The following is a 23302-nucleotide window of genomic DNA, read 5'->3' on the forward strand; positions in this document are numbered from 1 at the left end:
CTCATGGCCATGACCCTGAGGTTGAACGACGAGCAGGAGCGCGCTCTCGCCTTGCTGGCCGAGGCCGACGGCGTGAGCAAGCACGAGGCGACCGTTCGCGCCATCACCGAGGCCGCCTCGCGCCGGGTCCGTGACGACCGCGTTCGCGCGCTCTCCAGGGACGGCCGAGAGCGCTATGCCGCGCTGCTCGACCGTCTCGCCCAGTGATCGAGTATCTCACCGTCGAAGACCTCCTAGCGCTCGCGGAAGACCTCCGTGTGCCCAAGATCCGGGATCTCGGCCTGCTCGACTCCGCCGCGCACCGGCCGCAGGCTTCGTTGATGGGCCGGGACGCGTATCCGACGCTGCACGAAAAGGCGGCGGTCCTGCTGGAGTCGGTCGTGCGCAACCATCCGCTCATCGACGGCAACAAGCGGCTTTCCTGGATGGCGACGTTCGTCTTCTACGGGCTCAACGGCCACGATCTCGACGCGCCGGAAGACGACGCGTACGACCTGGTGATCGCGATGTCCACCGGCTCGCGCACCTACCAGGACGCGGCGGTCGAACTGGCGGAGTGGGCGAGGGTAACTTCGGACGGGTGAAGCCGTTGAGTCCCGACATGTTCGCGCCCGGTTGCCCCTCGAACCTGACCCCGTTCCGGATCGGCGACAAATGGGCGGGGCTGGTCGTGCTGTGCCTGGAAGAAGGACCGCGCAGGTTCTCCGAACTGCGAGTGCCCCTCAAAGGGGTCACGGCGAAGGTCCTCACCGAAACCCTGAGGGCCTTGGAGCGCGACGGCATGATCACGCGGACGGCGTACGACGAGACGCCGCCACGGGTGGAGTACGAGCTCACCTCGCTCGGCCGGACGTTGTTCGAGCCGATCGAGGCGTGCCGCGAGTGGGCGGCGAAGCACCTTCCGGAGCTTGTCGCCGCCCGTGAGTCGTACTCGGGATAAAAGCTAGCCGAGAAGACCCAGCACGATGATCGTCAGCAGCGTGATCGCGGTGGCGAAGGCGGTCACCCAAGCGCGCTGGGCGGCGGTGATGGAGGCGTTGTTGTTCACGGCGGTTCCCCGGGGGAGAGAAGCGACAGGTCCGCCGTGAACAGCGCGTTGATCAGGCTCCGCGTTACCTTCGGCGGGGCGCTGTGATCAAGATCACTGGTCGTGCTGGTGATGCCGTCCTCGCGCCGTGTACCAGAGCACTCCGGCCGCGGCCGCCACCATCGTGCCGAATGCCGAGAACCCCACCACGATCGCTTGCGTCATCACTCGTCCTTTCTCGTTGTTCCTACTGGAAGGACGTCCGAGAAGCGGCGACGTGGCGTGATCGTCGCGGACGTCACACCGTGTCGAGTACCCGGTCGATCTGCGACGCAAGCGAGAAGTCCTTCTCCGTCAGTCCTCCGGCGGAGTGGGTGCTGAGCCGGAAGGTCACCGTCCGCCAGCGGATGTCGATGTCGGGATGGTGGTCGGCCGCCTCCGCCAGTTCGGCCACCTTGTCCACCGCTTCGATGGCCTTCGGGAAGCTCGGCAGCTCCGCCGTCCGCTCGATGGTGACGCCGTCGCGGGTCCAGCCGGAGAGCTTCGTCACGGCTTCGTCGGCCTGCGTGTCGTTCAAGATTTCCGCCATGACTCCATGGTGGTACGCCGTCGGCTACGCTGCACGTTTGCCACGGGTCCCCCATGAAAACGCAGGAGGCTAGATGAAACGCGCCCTCCGCACGTTCGTTGCGGCTGGCACGGTGGCCGCCCTCGTCGCGGGCTGCTCACTCTCCGGGAACTCCGGGGAAGGCCCGCAGGGACCGACGACGGTCACGCTCGTGACGCATGATTCGTGGCTCGCCCCGCAGGAGGTCCTTGACGCGTTCGAGCGGCAGTCCGGGATCAAGATCTCCGTGCTCAAGCAGGGTGACGCGGGCGCGCTGACCAACAAATTGGTGCTGACCAAGGCGAACCCGATCGGGGACGTCGCATACGGCATCGACTCGACGTTCGCCTCCCGCGCGCTCGCCGAGGGCGTTTTCGAGCAGTACACCAGCCCGGAAGCCGATCGCGGCCCGCAGCGGTACTCCATCGACCCCGAGCACCGGCTCTCCGCGGTCGATCTCGGCGACGTCTGCGTGAACGTCGACACCCGCTACTTCGCGGACAAGGGCATCCCCGAGCCGAAGTCGTTCGCGGATCTCGCCGACGCCAAGTACAAGGACCTGATGGTCGCCGAGAGCCCCGCGACGTCGTCGCCTGGCCTGGCGTTCCTGCTCGGCACCATCGCTCAGTTCGGCGACCAGGGCTGGCAGGGGTACTGGACCCAGCTGAAGGCCAACGGGCTCAAGACGGTCAGTGGCTGGGAAGAGGCCTACACCAAGGAATTCTCCGGTTCCTCCGGCAAGGGGCCGCGGCCGATCGTCGTCTCCTACGCGTCGTCGCCCGCCGCCGAGCTCGGCGAAGACGGCAAGCCGCGCACGAAGGCGCTGCTGGACACCTGCTACCGCCAGGTCGAGTACGCGGGTGTGCTGGCGGGCGGCAAGCAGGCCGAGAAGGCCCGCAAGGTCGTGGACTTCCTGCTGTCCCAGCAGTTCCAGGTGACCGTGGCGAGCAACATGTACGTCTACCCGGCACGCCAGGGCGTCGAACTCCCGCAGGGCTGGGCGCAGGCCGCGCCGCTGCCGCAGGAGCCGAAGACGCTCGAACCGGCCAAGATCCAAGCCGGGCGTGAGCAGTGGATCGCCCAGTGGCGCACTCTCTTCGAGGGCTGAAGACTCCTGCGCTGACTTCCCGCGGAGCCGGGCTGGTCGCACTCGCCGTGCTGCCGCTCGGCTTCCTCGTGGTCTTCTTCGCCTGGCCGGTCGCGGCGATCGTCGGCCGCGGTTTCGGTTCCGGCGGGGTCGGCGCGGCCATCGGTGACCCGCTGACCTGGAAGCTCGCGGGGTTCACCCTCGCCAGTGCCGGCGCCTCGACGGTCGTCGCGGTGCTCGCGGGTCTGCCGGTGGCGTTCCTGCTCGCCCGTGTGCGGCTGCCGGGGGTCTCGCTGGTCCGGACGCTGGTACTGGTGCCGTTCGTACTGCCGACGGTCGTCGTCGGCCTGGCGTTCCGCGCGCTCTGGCCGGACGGCGGACTGCTGCCGCTGGTGCTGGCCAACGCCTTCTTCAACGTCGCCGTCGTCGCGCGCACGGTTTCCGGACTGTGGAGCCATTTCGACCCGCGCACCGTGGACGCGGCGCGGGCACTCGGAGCGTCGCCGTGGCGCGCGTTCCGCACGGTGACGCTGCCCGCGCTCGCGCCTGCCGTCGCGTCGGCCGCGGCTGTCGTGTTCCTGTTCTGCGCCACCAGTTTCGGGGTCGTGCTCATTCTCGGCGGGTCGAAATTCCGGACGCTGGAGACGGAGATCTACCTGCGCACGGTCGAACTGCTCGACCTTTCCGGCGCGGCCGCGCTGTCGCTGGTGCAGTTCGCCGCGGTCGTCGCCGCGCTCGTGGTGGGCGCGCTGGCCAGGCGGCGCCGCGAGAACGCGGTGCGGCTGCGCTCCCGGAGCGAGACCGTCCGCCGTCCCCGCGGTGGCGAGTGGTGGGCCGCCGGGGCGGGACTGGCGGTGATCGCCTTGCTCATGACGCCGATCGTGGCGCTGCTCGTCGAGTCAGTGTCCACTTCGGATGGTTGGAGCCTGGCAGGGTACGAAGCGCTCGGTGGCCGCGGGTCCCGTGGCGCGCTCCAGGTTTCGGGCTGGGACGCGGCGTCGATGTCGCTGCGGACGGCGTTCGACGCGACGATGCTCGCGATGATCGTCGGGGTGCTGGCCTCGGTCGTGCTGGTGGCCCTGCGGCGCACGCCGGGCAGGCTGGCGCGGGGGATGGGCGAGACGATGGACGCGGCGTTGATGCTGCCGCTGGGCGTGTCCGCGGTGACCGTCGGTTTCGGCTATCTCGTCACGCTCGACGCGCTTCCCGGCGATCTGCGGACGTCGCCGCTGCTGGTCCCGCTCGCCCAGGCCTTGGTGATCATCCCGCTGATCGTGCGGATGGTGCTGCCGGTGCTGCGTTCGGTCGACGTCCGGCTGCGGCAGGCCGCCTCGACGCTCGGCGCGAGTCCCGGCCGGGTCTGGCGCGAGATCGACCTCCCGCTGACCGCGCGTTCGCTGGTCGCGGCGGCGGGATTCGGTTACGTGGTCGCGCTCGGCGAATTCGGCGCGACGAGTTTCCTGGCCAGGCCGGACGCGCCGACGTTGCCGGTCGCCGTCGCGACGCTCATCTCGCGGCCGGGTGAGCTGAACAACCAGATGGCCTACGCGGCCTGCGCGCTGCTCATGATCGTGACCGTGGCGGCGGTGGTGCTGATCGACCGGTTCGGCGCGGTCCGCGGGCAGAATTCGGTAGGGGAGTTCTAGTGTCGCTGTCGGTACGGGATCTGACCGTCCACTATGGATCTTTCCCCGCGGTGAAGGACGCCGGGCTGGACATCGCCGACGGCGAGGTGCTCGCCCTGCTCGGCCCGTCCGGTTCGGGGAAGTCGACGCTGCTGCGGGCCATCACCGGGCTGGAACCGCTGACCTCGGGCACCGTGCGCTGGGACGGCGAGGATCTCGCCGGGGTGCCGGTGCACCGGCGGGAGTTCGGGCTGGTGTTCCAGGACGGGCAGCTGTTCCCGCACAAGGACGTGGCCTCCAACATCGCGTTCGGCCTGCGGATGCACGACGTGCCGCGCGCCGAGCACGCCGAGCGGGTCCGTGCCCTGCTGGAACTGGTCGGGCTGAGCGGATACGAGCGACGGCGGGTGACCGAGCTGTCCGGCGGACAGGCGCAGCGGGTGGCGCTGGCCCGCGCGCTGGCGCCGGAACCGCGGTTGCTGCTGCTGGACGAGCCCCTGTCCGGTTTGGACGCCGGACTGCGGGAGCAGCTCGCGATCGACCTCGCGGCGTTGCTGAGGCGCAGCAAGATCACCGCGCTGCTGGTCACGCACGATCAAGAAGAGGCGTTCACGCTCGCCGACCGGGTCGCCGTCCTCGACGACGGTGAGATCCGGCAGGAAGGCGCGGTGCGCCGGGTCTGGCGGCAGCCGGTGGACGAGGGGGTGGCGCGGTTCCTCGGCGTGACGACCTTCGTCGACGGCGAGGCGTCCGGCGGCACGGTGCGGACGGTCCTCGGTGACGTCACGCTTCCCGACGCCGAGGACGGCGCGGTGCGGCTGGGGCTGCGGCCACATGGCCTGCGCGTTTCGGAAAGCGGGGTCGAGGGCGAGGTCACGGCGGTGGTGCACCGGCGGGAACACGTCCGCCTCGTGGTCGCGCCCGGCGGCGATCTGTCCACTGTGGACGCCGTCGCGCCGGTGACGGCGGACCTGCGTCCCGGCGACACCGTCCGGCTCGCTCTGGACCCGGACGGCGTCGCCCGGCTCCCGCGATCAGTCCTCTGAATGCGGTAATCCGGGCTGAACCCTGTGGGTTTCCCCAGGGACCGGCGGGCTCGCCCGCCCTAGCGTCGACGACATGCTCCTGAAGACGATCTTGTCCCTCGTTCTCGCCGTCGGCCCGGCCGCCGCCCCGGTCGCGCCGGACATCCCGGCCGCCGAGTTGCACGACCGGCTCACCGCTCTCGTCGCTGGCCGCGACATCACCGCCGGGCTGATCCACGTCCGGAACGGCGGCGGCCAGTGGTCGGACGCGGTGGGCGTGCGTGACCTGGCATCGGCGACACCGGCCGCCGCCGACGGTCATTTCCGGATCGGCAGTGTCACCAAGACCTTCGCGGCCACGGTCCTCCTGCAGCTGACCGACGAGGGACGACTGGCACTCGACGATCCGATCGAGCGCCACCTGCCGGGTGTCGTGCCCGACGGCCGCCCCGTCACGGTCCGGCACGTCCTGCAGCACACGAGCGGCCTGCACGACTACATGAGCGAACCGGGTTACTCGACCAACCGCTGGCGAGCCGATGCCCGCTTCGACGACTACACGCCTTCGCAACTGCTGAAGGTGGCGTTCGCGAAAGGCCCGGACTTCGAGCGTCCTGGCGAATCCTGGCATTACTCGAACACCAACTACGTCGTCGCCGGGCTGCTGGTCGAGAAGCTGACCGGGCGCCCGTACGGCGAGGAGGTCGCGCGGCGGATCCTGCGTCCGCTCCACCTCACGCACACCAGCGTGCCGGGGCACCGTCCCTCGCTGCCCACCCCGCACGCCCGCGGTTACGAAACGCTGCCCACGACCCCTCCGTCCATCGTGGACGCCACCGACATGGACCCGTCACTGGACTGGGCCGCCGGGGAGATGGTCTCCACCACGCGCGATCTGACCACGTTCGTCACCGCCCTGCTCAAGGGACGGCTGACGAGCCAGGCGAGCCTTGCGGAGATGCTGCGGATGAGGGAAGCGGTTCCGCTGTTCCGCTACGGCCTGGGACTGCAGGAGTTCGCGATTCCCTGCGCGGCCGGCCCGAAGCCGGTGTGGGGGCACACGGGACAGCTGATCGGCTACGTCACCGTCGCGTTCACCGACGGGAAGGGCAAGTCGCTGACCCTGTCCCTCAATCCGTACGAACAGGACCCGCCGACCGAAGCGGTGGTCGCCATGGCGACGGCGGTCTTCTGTCGCTGACCGCGGGTGGGTCGTGAGTGGTGATTCGGGTTATTGAGAGGTAACTCAAGTGTGGCGTGTCCTTCAGGACATCACGCTTCGATGCTGGGGAGGCGGTGTTCCTGCCATGTCGCGAAAGCCCCTTTCGGGACGTGTGGTGTCCCGAAAGGGGCTTTCGCGACATGGGCAGCAGGCGGCCGATTTGCCTTACGGATCACTAGAACCCGAAGCGCCACTCACGACCGTGCGAGCCGCTCTCCGGTCATCCGTCTCGCGTCGTGAGGCGCGCGTAGGCGATCGAGAGCCCGATGGCGATGTAGCAGGCGGCACGCAGCGCGCCTTCACCGAGCATCGCGGTGTCCACCGGGTCCATCAGCACCGAAGCCGGTGCCTGGGCCCAGTTCTCGTTGAGCAGGAACGGATGCAGCCACGAAACCGCGTCCAGCACCCCGAGGATGGTGAACACGATCGTCCCGGCCAGCACCGAGGCGACGACCAGCATCGGGTGTTCGGTGAACGACGAGATCGCGAGCGCGACCGCGCCGACCGCCCACAGCTGCAGGATCACCCACGCCGCCACGAGCAGGATGCGGCCCAGCGCGTCCCAGACGCTCAGTGTCGAGCCGGTGAGGGTGAACATCGAATCGGCACCGCTGATGACGAGCCCGGTGACGAAACCGGTGAACGTCATGGCCAGCACGGCGATCGTCGAAACCGTCGCGACGCCGAACGCCTTGATCGCGAGCAGCCTGCCGCGGCCGACCGGGGCGACCAGCCAGCCCCGCAAGGTCCCGTGCGCCGCTTCACCGGCGATCGCGTCCGCCCCGGCCATCGCCGAAGCGAGCGGGAGCAGCAACGCCAGCGTCATGGTGAGCGCCGCGACCGGGAGGATGAAACCGTTGCTGACCGCGGAGGCGAGCAACGCGCCGTCCTGTCCACCGCTCGTTTCCGAAGCGTCGACGAACGTCAGCGCGACGCCGATGATCACCGGGATCAGCGCGAGCAGTCCCAGTACGGCCAGTGTGCGGGGCCGCCGGAAGATCCAGCGCAGTTCGGCGCGATACAACCGGAGCAGGCCGACACTGTCCCGGCCGGTCCGTGCCGCGGGTGCCGCGGCCAGAGCGTGGGTCACGACTCCCCCTCAGTGTCCACAGTGGACTCGGGCTGGGTCAGCCTGGCGAACAGATCCTCGAGCCCGGTCCGCGCCCGTGCCGCCTCGTGCACCGCCACCCCGGCCGTCACCAGATGCCGCAGTACGTCGGGGGCTTCGGCGGCGGTGAGGTCCACGCGGACGCCGTCCGGGGTGAGCCTGCTGCCGATCCTGTTCTCCCGCAACGTTTCCACCGCGAGTTCGGCGTCCGGCGTCCGTACCAGCAACGCCGCGTTCCCCGACTCCAGCAGTTCGGTGAGCTCGCCCTGGGCGATCACGTTCCCCGTCTGGAGCACAGCGACATGCGTGCAGGTCGCTTCGACCTCGGCCAGCAGATGCGACGACACCACGACGGTGACGCCGTCGGCCTGCAGTTCGCCGATGATCCGGCGGATCTCCCTGGTCCCGGCCGGGTCGAGGCCGTTGGTCGGCTCGTCGAGCACGACCATCCGCCGCGGCACGAGCAGGGCGCTCGCCAGCCCCATGCGCTGTTTCATGCCCAGCGAATAACCCTTGTACCGCCGGTTCGAGGCGGCGGTCAGACCGACCCGCTCGAGCGCCGCGTCGACGGCGCCGGGGATCCCGGCCGACGCCAGCCTCGGCTCTGCCGCGGCCACGCGCAGCAGGTTCTCCCGCCCGGAAAGAAAGGGATGGAAGCCCGGCCCTTCGACCAGCGCGCCGACGTCGGGCAGCGCGTGCGCCGCCTCGTCGGGCATCCGCTTGCCGAAGAGTTCGACCTCGCCCTCGGTCGGGCGTACCAGACCGAGCAGCATCCGGATGGTCGTCGTCTTGCCCGAACCGTTGGGGCCGAGCATCCCCAGCACGGCGCCTTCGGGAACGTCGAGGTCGACGTGGTCCACGGCCACCGTGCGGCCGTAGACCTTGCGCAGGCCCCTGGTGCGGGCCGCCATGGGTACCGCCGGAGCGGACGCCTCCTTGGAGACGTCCGCCCCGGCTTCGAAAGTGGTGGTCACTTCGCGGCCAATGCCTCGAAGAGGACCTGCTCCGGCACCGCGCCGACGGCGTAGCGGCCGTCGTCGGTCAGCACGCCGGTGCCGACCTTGGTGGTCACCAGCCAGCCGCTGCCCCACGCGCCGCTGACCGGCTTGGCGAACCGCGAAAGCAGCGCCTTCGGGTCGACCTGGTTGCCTTCGCCGTCCTTCGCGGTTCCGGCCTTCGCCAGCGCGTCGGCCGGGATCTTGCCGGTGATCGCGGTGTCCCAGCCGTCGCCGACGACCTTGACGTCGCTCTTCGCCTGCTCGGCCAGCTCACGGTCCTTCGGGTCGACCTCGGCGGTCTTCTCGGTCACCTTCGCGCCCTTCGGCGGGGTGAACTCGAAGTTCGACGCGGGCTGGTTCGCGAAGTTGATCTCGCTGAACGAAGCCTCGAAAGCCGGCGAGGAGGTGCCGTTGGCCAGCACCGTCACGCGCAGCGGCATCCGCGTCTGCTCGTCGATCGCGACCCGGATCTCGCGCAGGAGCGTCCGCTCGGTCGGCTTCGGCGTCAGCACCAGTTCGTACGCGGCGCGGTTGGCGACCGACGACGTCCCGTCGACGGCGATCGTGCTGCTCTCCCGCACCTTGCCGAGCAGTTCCGACGCCACCGTGGCCGGGTCGACCGACTGGCCGTCGGTCTTGTTCTTGTGCTCCTTGGCCAGTTCCGGCGGGATGGTGATCTTGGTGGCGGAGTTGTCCTTGGAGTTGTACTCCCAGACCGTCTCACCGTTCCTGACGATGGTCTGCTGGCTGGAGCCCTCGGTGAGCGACATCTTGCTCTTGCCCGCGCCATCGGTCGAGACCTGTGCCGAGTCGATGCTGAGCGCCGCCGCGCCGGGCAGCGTGTTGCCGACCCGCGGCAGGCCGAGGTCGTTATCGACCTTGACCTTCCCGTCGAACGCCGACGGTTTCGCGTTGAGCGTCGACTGCACCAGCTCTTCGGCACTGATCTGCGGCAAGACGGGCGCGTCGCCCGCGGTGGCCGGCATCGCGACGACGGCGAGCCCGCCGACGCCCAGAGCCGTCCCCACCACCGCCGCGGTGATGGCCTTCCTCTTCGGATCCATGCTGTCTCTCCCTGTTTCCCCGAACCCCGAGTGTGCTCGGGTCTTGGCGACAACGCTTCCCCGGAAACGCTGAGATACCACTCAGACTCCGCCGCCGGAGCTGAGATGGCGCTGAGAGGTCGCGCGTGGCCTGGTGAAACCGTGAATGATGAGTGACGTGAAACCTCGAGTACTGGTGGTCGACGACGAGCCCGGCGTGCGTAAGGCGTTGCAGCGCGGACTGCGCGCCGAGGACATGGACGTGGTCACGGCGGGGGACGGGCCGAGTGGCCTGCGGCTCGCGCAGACGGGCTCCTTCGACGTCGTCCTGCTCGACATCATGCTTCCGGGGCTTTCCGGCTACCGCGTGCTCGAACGGCTGCGCGCGGTCGGCGTCACCACGCCGGTGCTGATGATCTCCGCGAAGGACGGCGAGGTCGACCAGGCCGACGGCCTCGACCTCGGCGCCGACGGATACCTCGTGAAACCGTTCTCGTTCGTCGTCCTGGTCGCGCAGGTGCGCGCGGTGCTGCGGCGGACGTCGCCGGACGCGACGCGCGGGCCGCTGCGGATCGGCGCGCTCGAAGTCGACCGGAACCTGCGGCAGGTCCGCTACGACGGTGTCGAGGTCGCGTTCAGCCCCCGCGAGTTCGCGCTGCTCGAAGTGCTGGCGGGCCGGGCGGGCACGGTGGTGACCAAGGACGAACTGCTCCGCGCGGTCTGGGGTGACGAGCAGGCCGCGACCCGCAACGTCGTCGAGGTCTACGTCGGTTACGTGCGCCGCAAGCTCGACGCCGTCGGCGCCGGAGCCCTGGTCCGGACCGTGCGCGGGCACGGCTACCTGGCCTCCGACCCGCAGCTCGACGAGGTCATCGCCCCGGCGGGCCAGGGGTGATCGGCTCGCCGTCATGGTGGCGCCGCCGATCGCTCCAGGTCCGGATCACCCTGCTCGCGGCCGCGGTCACGCTCGGTTTCCTGCTCGGGCTGGCGGCGGTCGCCGGTGACAATCTCAAGCCGCTGCTCATCGGCTCGGTCGACGACGAACTCGGCGCCCAGCTGACGACCGCGACCGCCGACGTCGCCGCGGGCAGGACGCCGTCGGGATCGGCGGTCACCGTCCGCGTCCTCGACACCGGGGGCGGACCGGTGGACGGCCTGCCGCCCGCGAATCTGGATCCCACCGAGGTCCGCGCGCTGAAAGCGGGGGAATCGATCACGACCGGCGGCGAGCACAGCTGGCGGTGGGCCGGGACCGTGGTCACCGCGCCCGACGGGCAGCAACGGCTCGTCGTCGCGGGGGCGGGACTGGTCGGTTTCGCGACCGCGGTGCATTCAGGCGGTATCTGGCTGTTCGTGGTCGCGTCCGTCGGCGCGGTGGGCGCGGGGATCGCGACGTGGCTGCTGGTGCGGTTCGCACTGCGGCCGGTGGCCCGGATGCGGGGGTCGGTGCGGGCGCTCCCACCTGGTGCGCGGCTGCCGCTGCCGGATTCGCACGACGAACTCCGCGCGCTGGCCGAGGAGTTCAACGCGCTGCTGGCCCGGCAGGAAGAGAGCGCCGGACGGCTGCGGCGATTCACCGGGGACGCGGCGCACGAACTGCGGTCGCCGGTCGCGTCGATCCGCGTGCAGGCCGAGGTCGCCGTCACCAACCCCGATCCCGACCTCGCCCAGGAGACGCTGTCGGACATCCTCGAGGAAGCGGAACGCCTTTCCTCGCTCCTCGACGGATTGCTGACGCTGGCGAGGTCGGACGCGGGGGAGGTCCCGCCCGCGGAACCGGTCGAGCTGGTGAGCGAGGTCCGGGCGGTGGTCGCGCGGCTGGCGCGGTCGTCTCCGGACGCGCCGGAGATCCGGGTCACCGGAACCGTCGGGACCGCGTGGGCGCTGGCCACGCACGCCGAGGTCGAACTGGTGCTGAGCAACCTGCTGCGCAACGCCCGCCGGTACGCGCGCGGGGAGATCGTGGTGTCGGTGCTCGCGGCGCGCTCCACCGTGCGGGTGGTGGTCGACGACGACGGGCCGGGTATCGAGCCGGAACACCGGGAGCGGGTCTTCGACCGGTTCTATCGCGTTTCCGATTCGCGGGCGCGGTCCTCCGGTGGCACCGGCCTGGGGCTGGCGATGGTCGCGGAGGCCGTCCGGCGGCGTGGCGGCCGGGTGCGCGTCAGCGAATCACCCGATGGCGGAGCGCGCTTCCAGATCGTCTGGCAGGCGGCGCGGCCGCACTAGGGTGTGCCGCGTGGTGATCGTGGGTGCCGCCATCGTGCGGAACGGACAGGTGCTGGCACAGCAGCGGGCTTGGCCCGCCGACCACGCCGGGCAGTGGGAACTGCCGGGCGGACGGGTCGAGGACGGCGAAGGCGACGAGGCCGCCTTGGCGCGCGAATGCCTGGAGGAGCTCGACGTCGCGGTGACGGTCGGGGGCCGGGTCGGCGACGACGTCCCGTTGCCGGGCGGGAAGGTGCTGCGGATCTACGCGGCTTCGCTGGTCTCGGCGGGGGACGAGCCGCGGGCGGTGGAGCACAAGGACGTCCGGTGGGTGTCCGCGCGCGACCTCGACGCTCTGGACTGGCTGCCTGCCGACCGGATCCTGTTGCCCGCGCTGCACGCCTTGCTCGAAGGTCCGTGAAGGCCTCCTTGAGGGACTCTGAGTCCCTCAAGGAGGCCTTCACGGACTTACTTCTGACCTGGACGAGGGTGGTGGTCGTCGCCCCGGTCTCGCACCTTGATCAACGGAAGATCCGGGACACTCAACGTCCCCGATCTTCCCCACCCGGCCACACCGGCCACCCGCACAAGCTCCACACCAGTGGGTAAACAAATACAGGTCCTCCAAGGAGGCCTTCACGGACCTCTTCAGCCGGCGCCGATGAGCCGCAGCGCGGACTGGAGCCGGTGCTCGCCCCGTTCCGCCGCCCGGACGGCACCCGCCTTGCGGACCCGCTCCAGCTCACCGGGGTCGGCGAGCAGTGCCAGCGCGCGTTCCCGGACCGGCCGCAGTTCCTCGATCAGCGCTTCCGCGACGGCCTCCTTCACCTGGCCGTAGGAGGCGTACTGATCGGCGAGGACGTCGGGCTTCTCCTTGACGCAGGCCGCGAGGATGTCCAGCAGGTTCGCCATCCCCGGCCGGGTTTCCGGCGCGTAGACCGGCTTCGACCCGCCGTCGGTCACCGCGCGTTTCACCTTCCGCCTGACCTGGTCGGCCTCGTCGAGCACGAAGACGACCCCGGCCTCTTCCCTCGTCGATTTCGACATCTTCCGCGTCGGCACGGAGAGGTCCATGATCCGCGCCCCGGTGGGCGGCAGCACCGCCTTCGGCATGGTGAACACCTCGCCGTAGGTGGAGTTGAACCGCTTCGCCAGCGTTCTGGCCAGTTCGACGTGCTGCCGCTGGTCCTCGCCGACCGGGACCTCGTCCGCGCCCTGCAGGAGGATGTCCGCCGCCATCAGCACCGGATAGGTCAGCAGGGACAGCCGGACACCGGCGCGGCCCTTCGACTTCTCCTTGAACTGGATCATCCTGGCGGCCTCGCCGTAGTTGCAGGTGCATTCGAGGACCCAGTTGAGCGCGCCCAGTTCGCGCGCGATATCCGATTGCACGAACACCCGGTCCGGTTCGATCCCGGCCGCGATCAGCACGGCGAGCTGCTCGGACGCCATCGAGCGCAGTTTCGCCGGGTTGTGCGATGTCGTCATGGCGTGCAGGTCGGAGACGAAGTACAGGTCGTCCGGCCCGCCCTCGTCCGCCCAGCGCCGGATGGCCCCCAGGTGGTTCCCGATGTGGACGTGGCCGGACGGGGTGATCCCGGACAACCTGATCATCTGCCTTCTTCCTTCCGGATTCGGGCCGCCCCAGGGTCCGGGCACGAAAAAGGCCGCCCGGTGGGGCGGCCTGGTGGTGCGCTCGTCTGGTTCAGCGCAGGACTACGGGGCCGCCGGAGGGCGGCCACCACTGGGCGTTCTGCGCGCGCATGCCGACGATGCTAGCGCAACCCTCGCGTGTAGTCCTCTGCTTGCGGTGGTTCGACGTCGAACCACCGCAAGCAGAGGACTACACGCGGAGTGAAATAAAGGGTGAGTCACTCATTCCGGGCACGTCGCGTCAACACTTCATATCGGCCGGGGCAGTACGGCTGTCACATTGGAGATCCGGGTCTACCTTCATCTCATGTATGTCGTACTGCTGACCTACACCGCACCCATCGAAGAAATCGACTACGTGCTCCCTGATCACGCCGACTGGCTGACCAAGCAGTACGAGCGCGGGAATTTCCTCGCCTCCGGCAGGCGCAATCCGCGCATCGGCGGCGTCATCATCACCAGGCCCATGACCAGGGGAAAGCTGGACGCGATCCTCGCGACCGACCCCTTCTCGATCAAGCATATGGCCGCCTACGAGGTGATCGAGTTTTCGCCGACCCGTACCGCTCCGGAACTGCGGGCGGTCAACGAGGCGGTGGTGCGCTGAAGATCTTTCACGGCGCCCCGGTCAAGCCGCTTTCGCGATCTTCGTCTTCGCCTTTTTCAGTGCGAGAACGGGACATTTGCCGCACCGCGATTTGGATCGGCAGCATTTCTTCTTGACCTTGCCCGCCTTCATCCACTTGCGGACGAGCTTGTGCGGGTCGTCAGGTAGCTTCTTGCCCACTCGCGCTCCTCGTCGGACTCCGTCGGCGGCGCCCGCCACGCCCTCTCACGTTAGGTGAGGCTAACCGATCTTGGGGCGTGGGGGTGCTCACAGTTCGGCTACAGGTACCCTGGTGTGGTCCGCGTATGGCCAAAGTCGGCCGACGTTACTCGATCGCGTGAGTAAGCCTTCGAGGCGGCGCGGGCACCACACCCGAACTTGAAACCTTTGGAGCCCTCGCGTGCCCGCAGCCAGCGCCACCGCAGTCGATGCCGGCCGCCTTTCCGGCAAGACACGGCCCGACCTGCGCAACGTCGCCATCGTCGCACACGTCGACCATGGCAAGACGACCCTCGTCGACGCGATGCTCCGGCAGTCCGGGGCCTTCGAGGAGCGTGCCGAACTCGTCGACCGCGTGATGGACTCCGGAGAGCTCGAGCGGGAAAAGGGCATCACCATTCTCGCGAAGAACACCTCCATCCACCGCGAGACCGAGAGCGGTCCGGTGACGATCAACGTCATCGACACCCCCGGCCACGCCGACTTCGGCGGTGAGGTCGAACGCGGCCTCGCCATGGTCGACGGCGTCGTCCTGCTCGTGGACGCCAGCGAGGGCCCGCTTCCGCAGACCCGATTCGTGCTGCGCAAGACCCTCGAAGCCGGTCTGCCGGTGATCCTCGTGGTCAACAAGACCGACCGCCCCGACGCCCGGATCTCCGAGGTCGTCGAGGAGACCCACGACCTGCTCCTCGACCTCGCCGGTGACATCGAGGACGCCGACCTCGACGCGATCCTCGACCTGCCGGTCGTGTTCGCTTCCGCGCGGGCCGGCAAGGCGAGCCTCGAGCAGCCCGCCGACGGCGCGGTGCCCGAGAGCGAGAACCTCGACCCGCTGTTCGAGACCCTGATGCGCCACGTGCCGCCGCCCTTCGCGGACAAGGAAGGCCCGCTGCGCGCACTGGTCACCAACCTCGACGCGTCGAACTTCCTCGGCCGGATCGCGCTGATCCGCATCCACTCCGGCAACCTGCGCAAGGGCCAGACCGTGGCCTGGATGCGCGAGGACGGCACCATCCAGAACGTCCGCATCTCCGAGCTGCTGGTCACCGAGGCGCTCACCCGCGTCCCGGCGACCGAGGCCAGCGCGGGCGAGCTGGTCGCCATCGCCGGTATCCCCGAGATCACCATCGGCGACACGCTGGCCGACGTCGAGAACCCCGAGGCGCTGCCCCGGATCGCGGTCGACGAGCCCGCGATCTCGATGACCATCGGTGTCAACACCTCGCCGCTGGCGGGCCGCAGCGGTGGCGACAAGGTCACCGCGCGGCTGGTCAAGGCCCGGCTGGACCAGGAGCTGATCGGTAACGTCAGCATCAAGGTGCTGCCGACCGAGCGTCCCGACACCTGGGAGGTCCAGGGCCGTGGCGAGCTGGCGCTGGCGATCCTCGTCGAGCAGATGCGCCGTGAAGGTTTCGAGCTGACCGTCGGCAAGCCACAGGTGGTCACCCGGATGATCGACGGCAAGCTGCACGAGCCGTTCGAGCGCCTGTCGATCGACGCCCCGGAAGAGCACCTCGGCGGCATCACGCAGCTTCTGGCCGCTCGCAAGGGCCGCATGGAGCACATGGGCGGGCACGGCTCGGGCCGGATCAAGCTCGACTACGTCCTCCCGGCGCGCGGCCTGATCGGTTTCCGCACCGACTTCCTCACCGAGACCCGCGGCACCGGTATCGCGAACCACGTGTTCGAGGGCTACTTCCCGTGGGCGGGCGAGATCCGCACCCGTCACTCCGGTTCCTTGGTCGCCGACCGCTCCGGCCCCATCACCGCGTACGCGATGATCCAGCTGGCCGACCGCGGCACCTTCTTCGTCGAGCCGGGCGCCGAGGTGTACGAGGGCATGGTCGTCGGCGAGAACCCGCGCGCCGAGGACCTCGACATCAACATCACCAAGGAGAAGAAGCTGACCAACATGCGTCAGTCCTCCGCCGACGTGATGGAGACGCTGGCCCGCCCGCGCAAGATGGGCCTGGAAGAGGCGCTGGAGTTCTGCTCCGTCGACGAATGCGTCGAGGTCGCGCCGGACGTCGTCCGGATCCGCAAGGTCACGCTGGACGTCAACCAGCGCGCCAAGGAGCGCAACCGCAACAAGAACCGCGGCTGACCCGCACCGCCGTAAACGCACCGAAGGGGCGTCTCCTCACTCAGCGTGAGGGGGCGCCCCTTCGGCGTTCGGCTACTCAACGACGTAACTCTAAGTAGTCATCCGGGCTCTTAATGTGAAGAATCGTTTTTCCCGCCGATTTCTTCCGCTCCTTTTAGGACGGCGTTCACAACACCGGAACGGCTTCCCGTCGCGGCGAGAGGACGGCCGCGGACACCGTGCCGAGAACGCCGACACAACCCAGCGCGAAACAAATGATCCGAAATGCGTCGGTATAGGCCTCGCCGGAGAGCTTCCCTCCGGTAATCGACGCGAGAACGGCACCGACAACCGCGATCGCGATCGTTTCCGTCGCCAATCGCGCGGTGGTGAACATTCCGGCCGCCGTTCCGGAATGTTCCGGGCCGACGGAACCGATTGCCAAACCGTCCAGCAATCCCATCGTCAATCCTGTGCCTGCCCCGACCAGAACGAGGGGGACGAGCAACGAGAGCACCCCGGACGAGGCGTTCATGGTCATCAGCAGAAAGGCGCCCGCCCCGCTCACGGCCACCGCGCCCGCGACGAACCACGACGACGGCAGCCGTCGCGCCAGCGCGGCACCCACGGTCGGGAACAGCACGGTCGGCGCGGTGAGCATCAGCAGCCACAGCCCGGCCTCCCCGGCGCCGAGCCCGACGACCTCGATCAGGTACGACGGCAGATAGACCAGCAACGGCACCAGGATGGTCACCAGCGCGCCCGCCGCGACGGCGAGCGACGTGAAGCCGCGGTTGGCCAGCAAGGAGAGGTCGAACAGCGGATCGGCACGCCGCCGCTCCACGAACGGGAACACCGCAGCGAGCAGGACGGCCAGCAGGAGGGCGCCGACGACGAGCGGATGCCCGAAACCGAGTTCGCCTGCTTCGACCAGTCCGAAGATCAGCAGCATGATCGCGCCGGTGAAGAGCGCGGCGCCCGTCCAGTCGACCCGGCGCCCGGAGGTTCCGGGAACTCGCGGGAGAAACGGCGTCAGGGCCAGCACGAGGGCGGCCACGGCGGCCGGTGCGCCGAAGACGGCCCGCCAGCCCAGCAGATCGACGAGCAGGCCGCCGATCGACGGCCCGAACGCCAGCCCGATCCCGAGCACCGTGCCGACCAAGCCGAACGCCCGCGTCCTCGCCGCCCCCTGGAAGGTTTCGGTGAGGATCGCCAGCCCGCCGGTCACCGCGGCGGCCGCGCCCGTCCCGGCGATCAGGCGGACGACGTCGAGCACGACGATGTTCCCCGCCACGGTGCAGGCGATCCCGCCGCCGACGAACAACACGAGGCCCGCCACGTAGATCCGGCGTCTGCCCAGTACGTCGGCCAGAGAGCCCGCGAAGACCAGGAAGCTCGCGAAGCAGGCGTTGTACCCGTTGACGACCCACTGGGTCGCCGCGAGGCCCGCGCCGAGGTCGTCGGCGATGTCGGTCAGGGCGACCGAGGCGCCCGTGATGGTCAGCGGGAAGGTGAACGTGGACATGAGCACGATCACGAGGACGAGCGCGCGTTTGGTCACCCCCGCAAGCTAACGGCCGACTCCTTCGCGCGGCTAAGCGTTTTCCCACGGCCTGAGCAGGAACCTCGCGGGCCCCCCGCACGTCCACCGGATGGGTGGTACTCAAGCCGGTCGGGCGACGGCCGGGCCGATATGGGAATCTCGCAGCGGCGGTCGGATCATCGTGGCAGCATGGCGAGGGACAAATCAGGAGGATTCAGGCGTGCGGTTAGTGACCACAGCGGCGCCCATGCTGGCGTGCGCGGCCGTGCTCCTCGCCGCCTGCAGCAATACCCCGCCCCCACCCGTGGTCAGCTCCTCGGCCTCTCCAGTGAGCTCCTCGACCACGAAGACACCCTCGCAGGTCGTAGTGGGTGTCGACGACATTCTCGGCGGCTACAACCCGCATAACCTCGCGGACGCCTCCCAGGTGACGTCGGCACTCTCGCAGCTTCTGCTCCCGTCGGTGTTCCGCCCGAAGGACGACGGCACCGTCGAGCTGGACAAGAACCTGATGAAGTCCGCCGAGGTCGTCTCACAGCAGCCGTTCACGGTCGCGTACACGATCCGGCCGGACGCCTCCTGGTCCGACAGCGCGCCGATCGCCGCCGAGGACTTCGCGTACCTCCGCGAGGCGATGCGCGACCAGCCCGGCGTGATCGGCGCCGCGGGCTACCGGTTGATCTCCGACATCCAGTCGCGTGAAGGCGGTAAGCGGGTCGAGGTCACCTTCAGCAAGCCTTACCCCGGCTGGCAGACGCTGTTCACGAACCTCCTGCCCGCCCATCTGCTCAAGGACGCCCCGAACGGCTGGCAGGGCGCGCTGGCGACCACCTTCCCGGCCGTCGCCGGCCCCTACTCGATCAAGAGCCTCGACACCGCGCGCGGAGAGGTGATCCTGGAGCGCAACGAGCGCTATTGGGAGAAACCCTCCGCACTGGACCGGATCGTGCTGCGTGCGGCCGATCAGGACGGCACCCTGGCCGCGCTGCGCAGCGGCAACGACCAGTTCGTGATGACCAGGACCGGCGCCACCGGCCTCAAACGGCTCGGCGAGCTGGGTTCCGCCGTCCAGCTGCACACGGTCGCCCGGCCGACGGTCGCGCAGATCCTCCTGCGGCCGGTGAGTTCGACGCTGTCGGATCCCAAGGTGCGCGAAGGCGTCACCGCGCTGATCGACCGCGGCAAGCTGATCACCGAGACCGCGGACGGCGGCCCGTCGGACAAGCTCCGTGCCGACGCCCAGGTCCGGGTGCCGTCGGGAACCGGTTTCCAGCCGACGATCCCGGCGCCGGGCCCGCCGTCGGCGCCCGATCCGGCCAAGGGCGAGGAACTGCTCAAATCCGCCGGGTACGCCAAGGAAGCCGGGACCTGGCGCAAGAACGGGAAGAACCTTTCGCTGGTCGTCGCCTCGCCCGCCAAGCAGGAGCCGTACGCGACGATCGCCAAGGAGCTGACGGCGCAACTGGTGGCCGCGGGGATCGAGGTCAACTCGATCGCGCCGCAGCCGAGGGAGCTGTTCTCGACGCTGCTGGCGATGCCGGTGCTCAACGGCGTCCAGCAGACGACGTCGGAGGGCGCGGGCAACGTCGGCATCGACATCGCCGTGATCGGCCAGGCCACCGGCGGCGCGGACGTCGCTTCGGTGCTGGCGTCCACCTTCGGCTGCAGGCCTGATCAGCTCGCCGACAAGACCAAGGCCGTCGTGCCGGGGAACCCGCTCGGCTTCTGCGACCCGGCCCTGCAGCCGACGATCGACGCCGCGCTGACCGGCGCCACACCCGCCGCCGACGCGCTTTCGACCCTCGAACCGGAATTGTGGCGGCGGAATGTGGCCATTCCGTTGTTCCAGCTGGCCGATACACTCGCCATCGGCTCTGGTATTTCCGGAGTAACCGCTGGTCCTCCTATGGTGGGCCCTTTCGGGTCGGCGGTGAACTGGACCCGCGGTCCGAAGTAGCCGATTCGCGATCGTGTTCGCGCCGGAGGGTGACCTTTCCCGGCACGTTCGAGTGGCGGACTGATTCCTCCTGGTAACCAATATATTTCCCGAAGTCGGCCGGAAGTTACCCTTTGGTCACGATCGCCCCGTAACTGGTGACTGTTAGTGCATTTCCTTTCTAGCGTGCACCCGCAGTGCGCCAAATGAGGTTGCTTGGCGTGTCATAGGCTCCGGGCCATCTCACCGGAGCGGTGTGGGGTCCTGTTCCGATCTCAGGAACCCAGTGCTAGGAGGGCACACTTCATGAGGAAGTCCAAGGCAGTCTCCGCCTGGTCGCTGGTCGCGGCCTCCGCGCTTGTGCTGAGCGCATGCAGCGGTGGCGACAGCGGTAGTTCCGACCAGAACGGGTCGTCGACCGACATCAAGAGCATGGCGATCGGCAAGGCGCAGAACGGCGAAAACTTCAAGCTCGCGGACCTCAAGGGGTACGAGGGCACCGTCACCGTGGGTATCGACGACGGGTACTCGGGCTACAACAACGACACCCCCGACACCAACACGTCGTACAACACCTACATCCTGACGGCCGTGCTCGCCGGTGCCGATGTGCTCGACGGCAACAACAAGGTGCTGCTGAACAACGACGTGTTCGACTCCTGGGAGGTCACCTCCAAGGAGCCGCAGACCGTCGTCTACAAGATCAAGCCGAACGTGAAGTGGTCCGATGGCGAGGCGTTCGACTGCGACGACATGTACCTGTCGTGGCTGTCGCACTCCGGTGCCGCCAAGACCTCTGACGGCAAGCAGGCCTTCCTCGCCGCTTCGACGACCGGCTACCAGCTGATCAACCAGGCGACCTGCAAGGACGACCTGACCTTCGAGACCAAGTACACCGAGCCGTACCTGGACTACAAGGGTCTGTTCAACTCGACCGCGATCATGCCCGCGCACATCGTCGAGAAGAAGGCGAACGTCCCCGACATCACCAAGCTGACGCCGACCAGCGACTCGGCCCAGCTCAAGGCGGCGGGTGACTTCTGGACCAACGGCTTCAAGCAGTTCAAGGCCGAGGACATGCCGGCTTCGGGGCCGTACAAGATCACCGCGTTCGACGCCAACCAGAAGGCCGTCACGCTCGAGAAGAACCCGAACTGGATCGGTGGCAAGGGTGGCCCCTCCAAGATCGTCGTGAAGGCGATGGAGGACACCAAGGCCATGGCGACCGCGCTGCAGAACGGTGAGATCGACGTCGCCGCTTCGACCCAGCCCGACGCCACCGCCGCCGGCACCCTGAAGAGCCTTTCCGCTCAGGGCGTCACCTACGGTTCGGCCTCGCAGCTGACCTTCGAGCACATCGACCTCAACTACAAGCGCATGTTCAAGGACAAGAACCTGCGCAAGGCGTTCTTCGAGGTGGTCAACCGCCAGGAGATCACCGACAAGCTGCTCAAGGAGGTCCAGGCCGACGCGACCCCGCTGAACAGCATCGTGTTCATGCCGGGCGAGCAGGGCTTCAAGGACCTGTACAGCAGCAAGGCCGGTCTGGGCGCCGAGGCCGCGGCCAAGACGCTGACCGACGCCGGCTGGGCCAAGGGTGCCGACGGCATCTTCGCCAAGGACGGCCAGCGCGCGTCGTTCAAGATCTCGCACAACCAGAACGCCCGCCGTCAGCAGACCGTCGAGATCATCATCTCGCAGGCCAAGCTCGCCGGTATCGAGATCACGGACGACCAGGACGCGAACTTCCTGAAGGGTGGCCGTCTCGCGGCCAGCGACTACGACGCCGCGCTCTTCGGCTGGTCCGCCGCTCCGTTCAAGGCCGAGCAGAAGTCGATCTACATCACCCGGGTCGACGACAGCAGCCAGAACTACCAGGGGCTGTCCAACCCGACGATCGACTCGTCCTTCGAGGCGGCCGTGAAGGCCACCGACGAGGCCGTTCAGCTGGAGAGCTACCAGAAGGCGGACCAGGCGATCGCGGACGAGTACGCGACCCTGCCGCTGTTCCAGACCCCGTCCATGTGGGCGTTCAAGGGCATCGACCGCACGTACATGCAGTCGTACAACGGTGTCCTGTGGAACGCCGGTGAGTGGGAGCAGAAGAAGTAGGGCCTCCGCCCCGCTTTTTCACCACTCGCTTACGCGATCCTGGTGGTACGGGGGCCCGGCCACAAGCCGGGCCCCCCTACCCGCCGGAAGTAGCTGTTGACCGTAGGGTTACCGCCACTACGGTGGACAACCGGGCGACGGTCCAGCACTTCGGCGACCAGGCCCGGATGAGGAGCAGTTCGTTGAACCTGGTGATCTACATTCTTCGCCGTCTGGCGATATCGATTCCCGTCCTGCTGGTCGGGACTTTTCTGTGTTTCATCATGGTCGCCGGCACCGGCGACCCGCTCGCCGAGCTGAAGAGCAACCCGGCCATGAACCCGCAGGTACTCGCGGAGACTGCCGCGCGGCTCGGGCTCGACCAGGGCATCATTCCGCGGTACTTCTCGTGGCTCGGCAACTTCGTCACCGGCGACTGGGGCGTTTCCATCGCCCAGGGCAACGCGCAGGCCCCGGTGTTCCCGAAGGTGATGGCCGCGTTCGAGGTCACCTTGAAGCTCGTGGTCGGAGCCGAGATCCTCGCGCTCATCCTCGGCGTTCTCGTCGGTGTGGTCGCGGCGGTCAAGCAGTACTCGATCCTCGACTACGTCGCCACCACGCTGGCCTTCCTGCTGTTCTCGATGCCGATCTTCTGTGTCGCCATCGTGCTGAAGGGCTACGCGATCCAGTTCAACGGCTGGGTCCGGGACCTGGGACTGTCCGATGTGCTCGGTAATCCCTGGATTCGCACCACGAGTCCGGAATCACTGAATTTCGACGGGCCAGGCGGTTTCCTCGCCAGTTACGTCGGCGCGTATCTGCTGCCGACCCTGTCCATCATGGCGATCAGCTTCGCCGCGTACAGCCGGTTCCAGCGCGCTTCGATGCTGGAGACGCTGAACGCGGACTACGTGCGGACCGCGCGTGCCAAGGGCCTCGCCAACGGCCGGGTCATCTTCCGGCACGCCTTCCGGAACGCGCTCATCCCGGTGACCACCCTGTTCTCCGTCAACTTCGGTGCGGTGCTCTCGGGCGCGATCATCACCGAGTCGGTGTTCAACTGGAATGGCATGGGCAAGCTGCTCGTCGAAGCCGTCGTCAAAAACGACACACAGGTGATGATGGGCTGGCTGGTGCTCATCGCCAGCAGCATCATCGTCGCCAACCTGATCGCCGACCTGATGTACGGCATCCTGGACCCGAGGATTCGCGTTGGCTGA

At 68.5% G+C, this 23302-nt stretch carries 22 protein-coding genes; 15 read left to right on the forward strand and 7 right to left on the reverse strand.

Annotation, left to right across the window (positions count from 1 at the left end):
* Positions 1-3: 3 nt before the first annotated feature.
* The 3 genes from ACZ7KI_RS06540 to ACZ7KI_RS06550 are packed head-to-tail and all read left to right on the forward strand — an operon-like array spanning position 4 to position 940.
* Positions 4-207, forward strand: coding sequence for a CopG family transcriptional regulator (locus tag ACZ7KI_RS06540; RefSeq protein WP_470272198.1), 204 nt, complete (start codon positions 4-6; stop codon positions 205-207).
* Complete coding sequence (locus ACZ7KI_RS06545) at positions 204-584, forward strand: type II toxin-antitoxin system death-on-curing family toxin (protein ID WP_470272199.1); 381 nt, start codon at positions 204-206, stop codon at positions 582-584. Before ACZ7KI_RS06540 ends, ACZ7KI_RS06545 begins: the two co-directional genes overlap by 4 nt.
* Positions 585-601: 17 nt before the next feature.
* Complete coding sequence (locus ACZ7KI_RS06550) at positions 602-940, forward strand: winged helix-turn-helix transcriptional regulator (protein WP_470272411.1); 339 nt, start codon at positions 602-604, stop codon at positions 938-940.
* A gap of 385 nt (positions 941-1325) precedes the next feature.
* Here ACZ7KI_RS06550 and ACZ7KI_RS06555 read toward each other — a convergent pair whose 3' ends face one another.
* Positions 1326-1616 (reverse strand): 4a-hydroxytetrahydrobiopterin dehydratase, encoded by a 291-nt coding sequence (locus tag ACZ7KI_RS06555; RefSeq protein ID WP_470272200.1) that lies wholly within the window; start codon positions 1614-1616, stop codon positions 1326-1328.
* A gap of 73 nt (positions 1617-1689) precedes the next feature.
* Between ACZ7KI_RS06555 and ACZ7KI_RS06560 the strand changes: the two genes are divergently transcribed.
* The 4 genes from ACZ7KI_RS06560 (at position 1690) to ACZ7KI_RS06575 (ending at position 6572) form a co-directional block, all read left to right on the forward strand.
* Positions 1690-2742, forward strand: coding sequence for a thiamine ABC transporter substrate-binding protein (locus ACZ7KI_RS06560; protein ID WP_470272201.1), 1053 nt, complete (start codon positions 1690-1692; stop codon positions 2740-2742).
* Complete coding sequence (locus ACZ7KI_RS06565; protein ID WP_470272202.1) at positions 2718-4367, forward strand: ABC transporter permease; 1650 nt, start codon at positions 2718-2720, stop codon at positions 4365-4367. The genes ACZ7KI_RS06560 and ACZ7KI_RS06565 overlap by 25 nt, the downstream gene beginning before the upstream one ends.
* On the forward strand, positions 4367-5392 hold the full coding sequence (locus ACZ7KI_RS06570; RefSeq protein WP_470272203.1) for an ABC transporter ATP-binding protein: 1026 nt from the start codon (positions 4367-4369) through the stop codon (positions 5390-5392). The genes ACZ7KI_RS06565 and ACZ7KI_RS06570 overlap by 1 nt, the downstream gene beginning before the upstream one ends.
* Before the next feature lie 73 nt (positions 5393-5465).
* On the forward strand, positions 5466-6572 hold the full coding sequence (locus tag ACZ7KI_RS06575) for a serine hydrolase domain-containing protein (RefSeq protein ID WP_470272204.1): 1107 nt from the start codon (positions 5466-5468) through the stop codon (positions 6570-6572).
* A 241-nt stretch (positions 6573-6813) separates the two neighbouring features.
* On the opposite strand, the gene ACZ7KI_RS06580 is transcribed toward ACZ7KI_RS06575, so the two are convergent.
* Genes ACZ7KI_RS06580 through ACZ7KI_RS06590 form a run of 3 tightly spaced genes read right to left on the reverse strand, consistent with a single transcriptional unit; the run spans position 6814 to position 9763 of the window.
* Positions 6814-7683, reverse strand: coding sequence for an ABC transporter permease (locus ACZ7KI_RS06580; protein WP_470272205.1), 870 nt, complete (start codon positions 7681-7683; stop codon positions 6814-6816).
* Positions 7680-8675, reverse strand: a complete 996-nt coding sequence (locus ACZ7KI_RS06585; protein ID WP_470272206.1) for an ABC transporter ATP-binding protein — start codon at positions 8673-8675, stop codon at positions 7680-7682. Before ACZ7KI_RS06585 ends, ACZ7KI_RS06580 begins: the two co-directional genes overlap by 4 nt.
* Positions 8672-9763, reverse strand: a complete 1092-nt coding sequence (locus ACZ7KI_RS06590; RefSeq protein ID WP_470272207.1) for a LolA family protein — start codon at positions 9761-9763, stop codon at positions 8672-8674. The genes ACZ7KI_RS06585 and ACZ7KI_RS06590 overlap by 4 nt, the downstream gene beginning before the upstream one ends.
* A 145-nt stretch (positions 9764-9908) precedes the next feature.
* On the opposite strand from ACZ7KI_RS06590, the gene ACZ7KI_RS06595 reads away from it, so the two are divergent.
* Genes ACZ7KI_RS06595 through ACZ7KI_RS06605 form a run of 3 tightly spaced genes read left to right on the forward strand, consistent with a single transcriptional unit; the run spans position 9909 to position 12371 of the window.
* Complete coding sequence (locus ACZ7KI_RS06595; protein ID WP_470272208.1) at positions 9909-10637, forward strand: response regulator transcription factor; 729 nt, start codon at positions 9909-9911, stop codon at positions 10635-10637.
* Positions 10634-11971: a sensor histidine kinase gene (locus ACZ7KI_RS06600; protein ID WP_470272209.1), complete on the forward strand. Its 1338-nt coding sequence runs from the start codon at positions 10634-10636 to the stop codon at positions 11969-11971. Before ACZ7KI_RS06595 ends, ACZ7KI_RS06600 begins: the two co-directional genes overlap by 4 nt.
* 10 nt (positions 11972-11981) lie before the next feature.
* Complete coding sequence (locus tag ACZ7KI_RS06605; RefSeq protein ID WP_470272210.1) at positions 11982-12371, forward strand: (deoxy)nucleoside triphosphate pyrophosphohydrolase; 390 nt, start codon at positions 11982-11984, stop codon at positions 12369-12371.
* 227 nt (positions 12372-12598) lie between these two features.
* Here ACZ7KI_RS06605 and trpS read toward each other — a convergent pair whose 3' ends face one another.
* On the reverse strand, positions 12599-13564 hold the full coding sequence (gene trpS, locus ACZ7KI_RS06610; RefSeq protein WP_470272211.1) for a tryptophan--tRNA ligase: 966 nt from the start codon (positions 13562-13564) through the stop codon (positions 12599-12601).
* Between the two features lie 346 nt (positions 13565-13910).
* On the opposite strand from trpS, the gene ACZ7KI_RS06615 reads away from it, so the two are divergent.
* Positions 13911-14210, forward strand: coding sequence for a YciI family protein (locus tag ACZ7KI_RS06615; protein WP_470272212.1), 300 nt, complete (start codon positions 13911-13913; stop codon positions 14208-14210).
* 21 nt (positions 14211-14231) lie between these two features.
* On the opposite strand, the gene ACZ7KI_RS06620 is transcribed toward ACZ7KI_RS06615, so the two are convergent.
* On the reverse strand, positions 14232-14390 hold the full coding sequence (locus ACZ7KI_RS06620) for a hypothetical protein (RefSeq protein ID WP_465503777.1): 159 nt from the start codon (positions 14388-14390) through the stop codon (positions 14232-14234).
* A 220-nt stretch (positions 14391-14610) separates the two neighbouring features.
* Between ACZ7KI_RS06620 and typA the strand changes: the two genes are divergently transcribed.
* Positions 14611-16533, forward strand: coding sequence for a translational GTPase TypA (gene typA / locus ACZ7KI_RS06625; protein WP_470272213.1), 1923 nt, complete (start codon positions 14611-14613; stop codon positions 16531-16533).
* A gap of 166 nt (positions 16534-16699) precedes the next feature.
* Here the strand turns inward: typA and ACZ7KI_RS06630 are convergent, their stop codons facing one another.
* On the reverse strand, positions 16700-18073 hold the full coding sequence (locus ACZ7KI_RS06630; protein WP_470272214.1) for an MFS transporter: 1374 nt from the start codon (positions 18071-18073) through the stop codon (positions 16700-16702).
* Positions 18074-18302: 229 nt separating this feature from the next.
* Between ACZ7KI_RS06630 and ACZ7KI_RS06635 the strand changes: the two genes are divergently transcribed.
* The 3 genes from ACZ7KI_RS06635 to ACZ7KI_RS06645 all read left to right on the forward strand — a co-directional run bounded on the left by ACZ7KI_RS06635 (position 18303) and on the right by ACZ7KI_RS06645 (position 23302).
* Positions 18303-20012 carry an ABC transporter family substrate-binding protein gene (locus ACZ7KI_RS06635; protein ID WP_470272412.1) on the forward strand — a complete coding sequence of 570 codons (1710 nt, stop codon included), beginning with the start codon at positions 18303-18305 and terminating at the stop codon, positions 20010-20012.
* Positions 20013-20297: 285 nt separating this feature from the next.
* On the forward strand, positions 20298-22103 hold the full coding sequence (locus ACZ7KI_RS06640; protein WP_470272215.1) for an ABC transporter family substrate-binding protein: 1806 nt from the start codon (positions 20298-20300) through the stop codon (positions 22101-22103).
* 182 nt (positions 22104-22285) lie between these two features.
* A complete protein-coding gene (locus ACZ7KI_RS06645) occupies positions 22286-23302 on the forward strand; it encodes an ABC transporter permease (protein WP_465503781.1) in 1017 nt (338 codons plus the stop codon).

Source organism: Amycolatopsis sp. NPDC039088 (assembly GCF_055598845.1).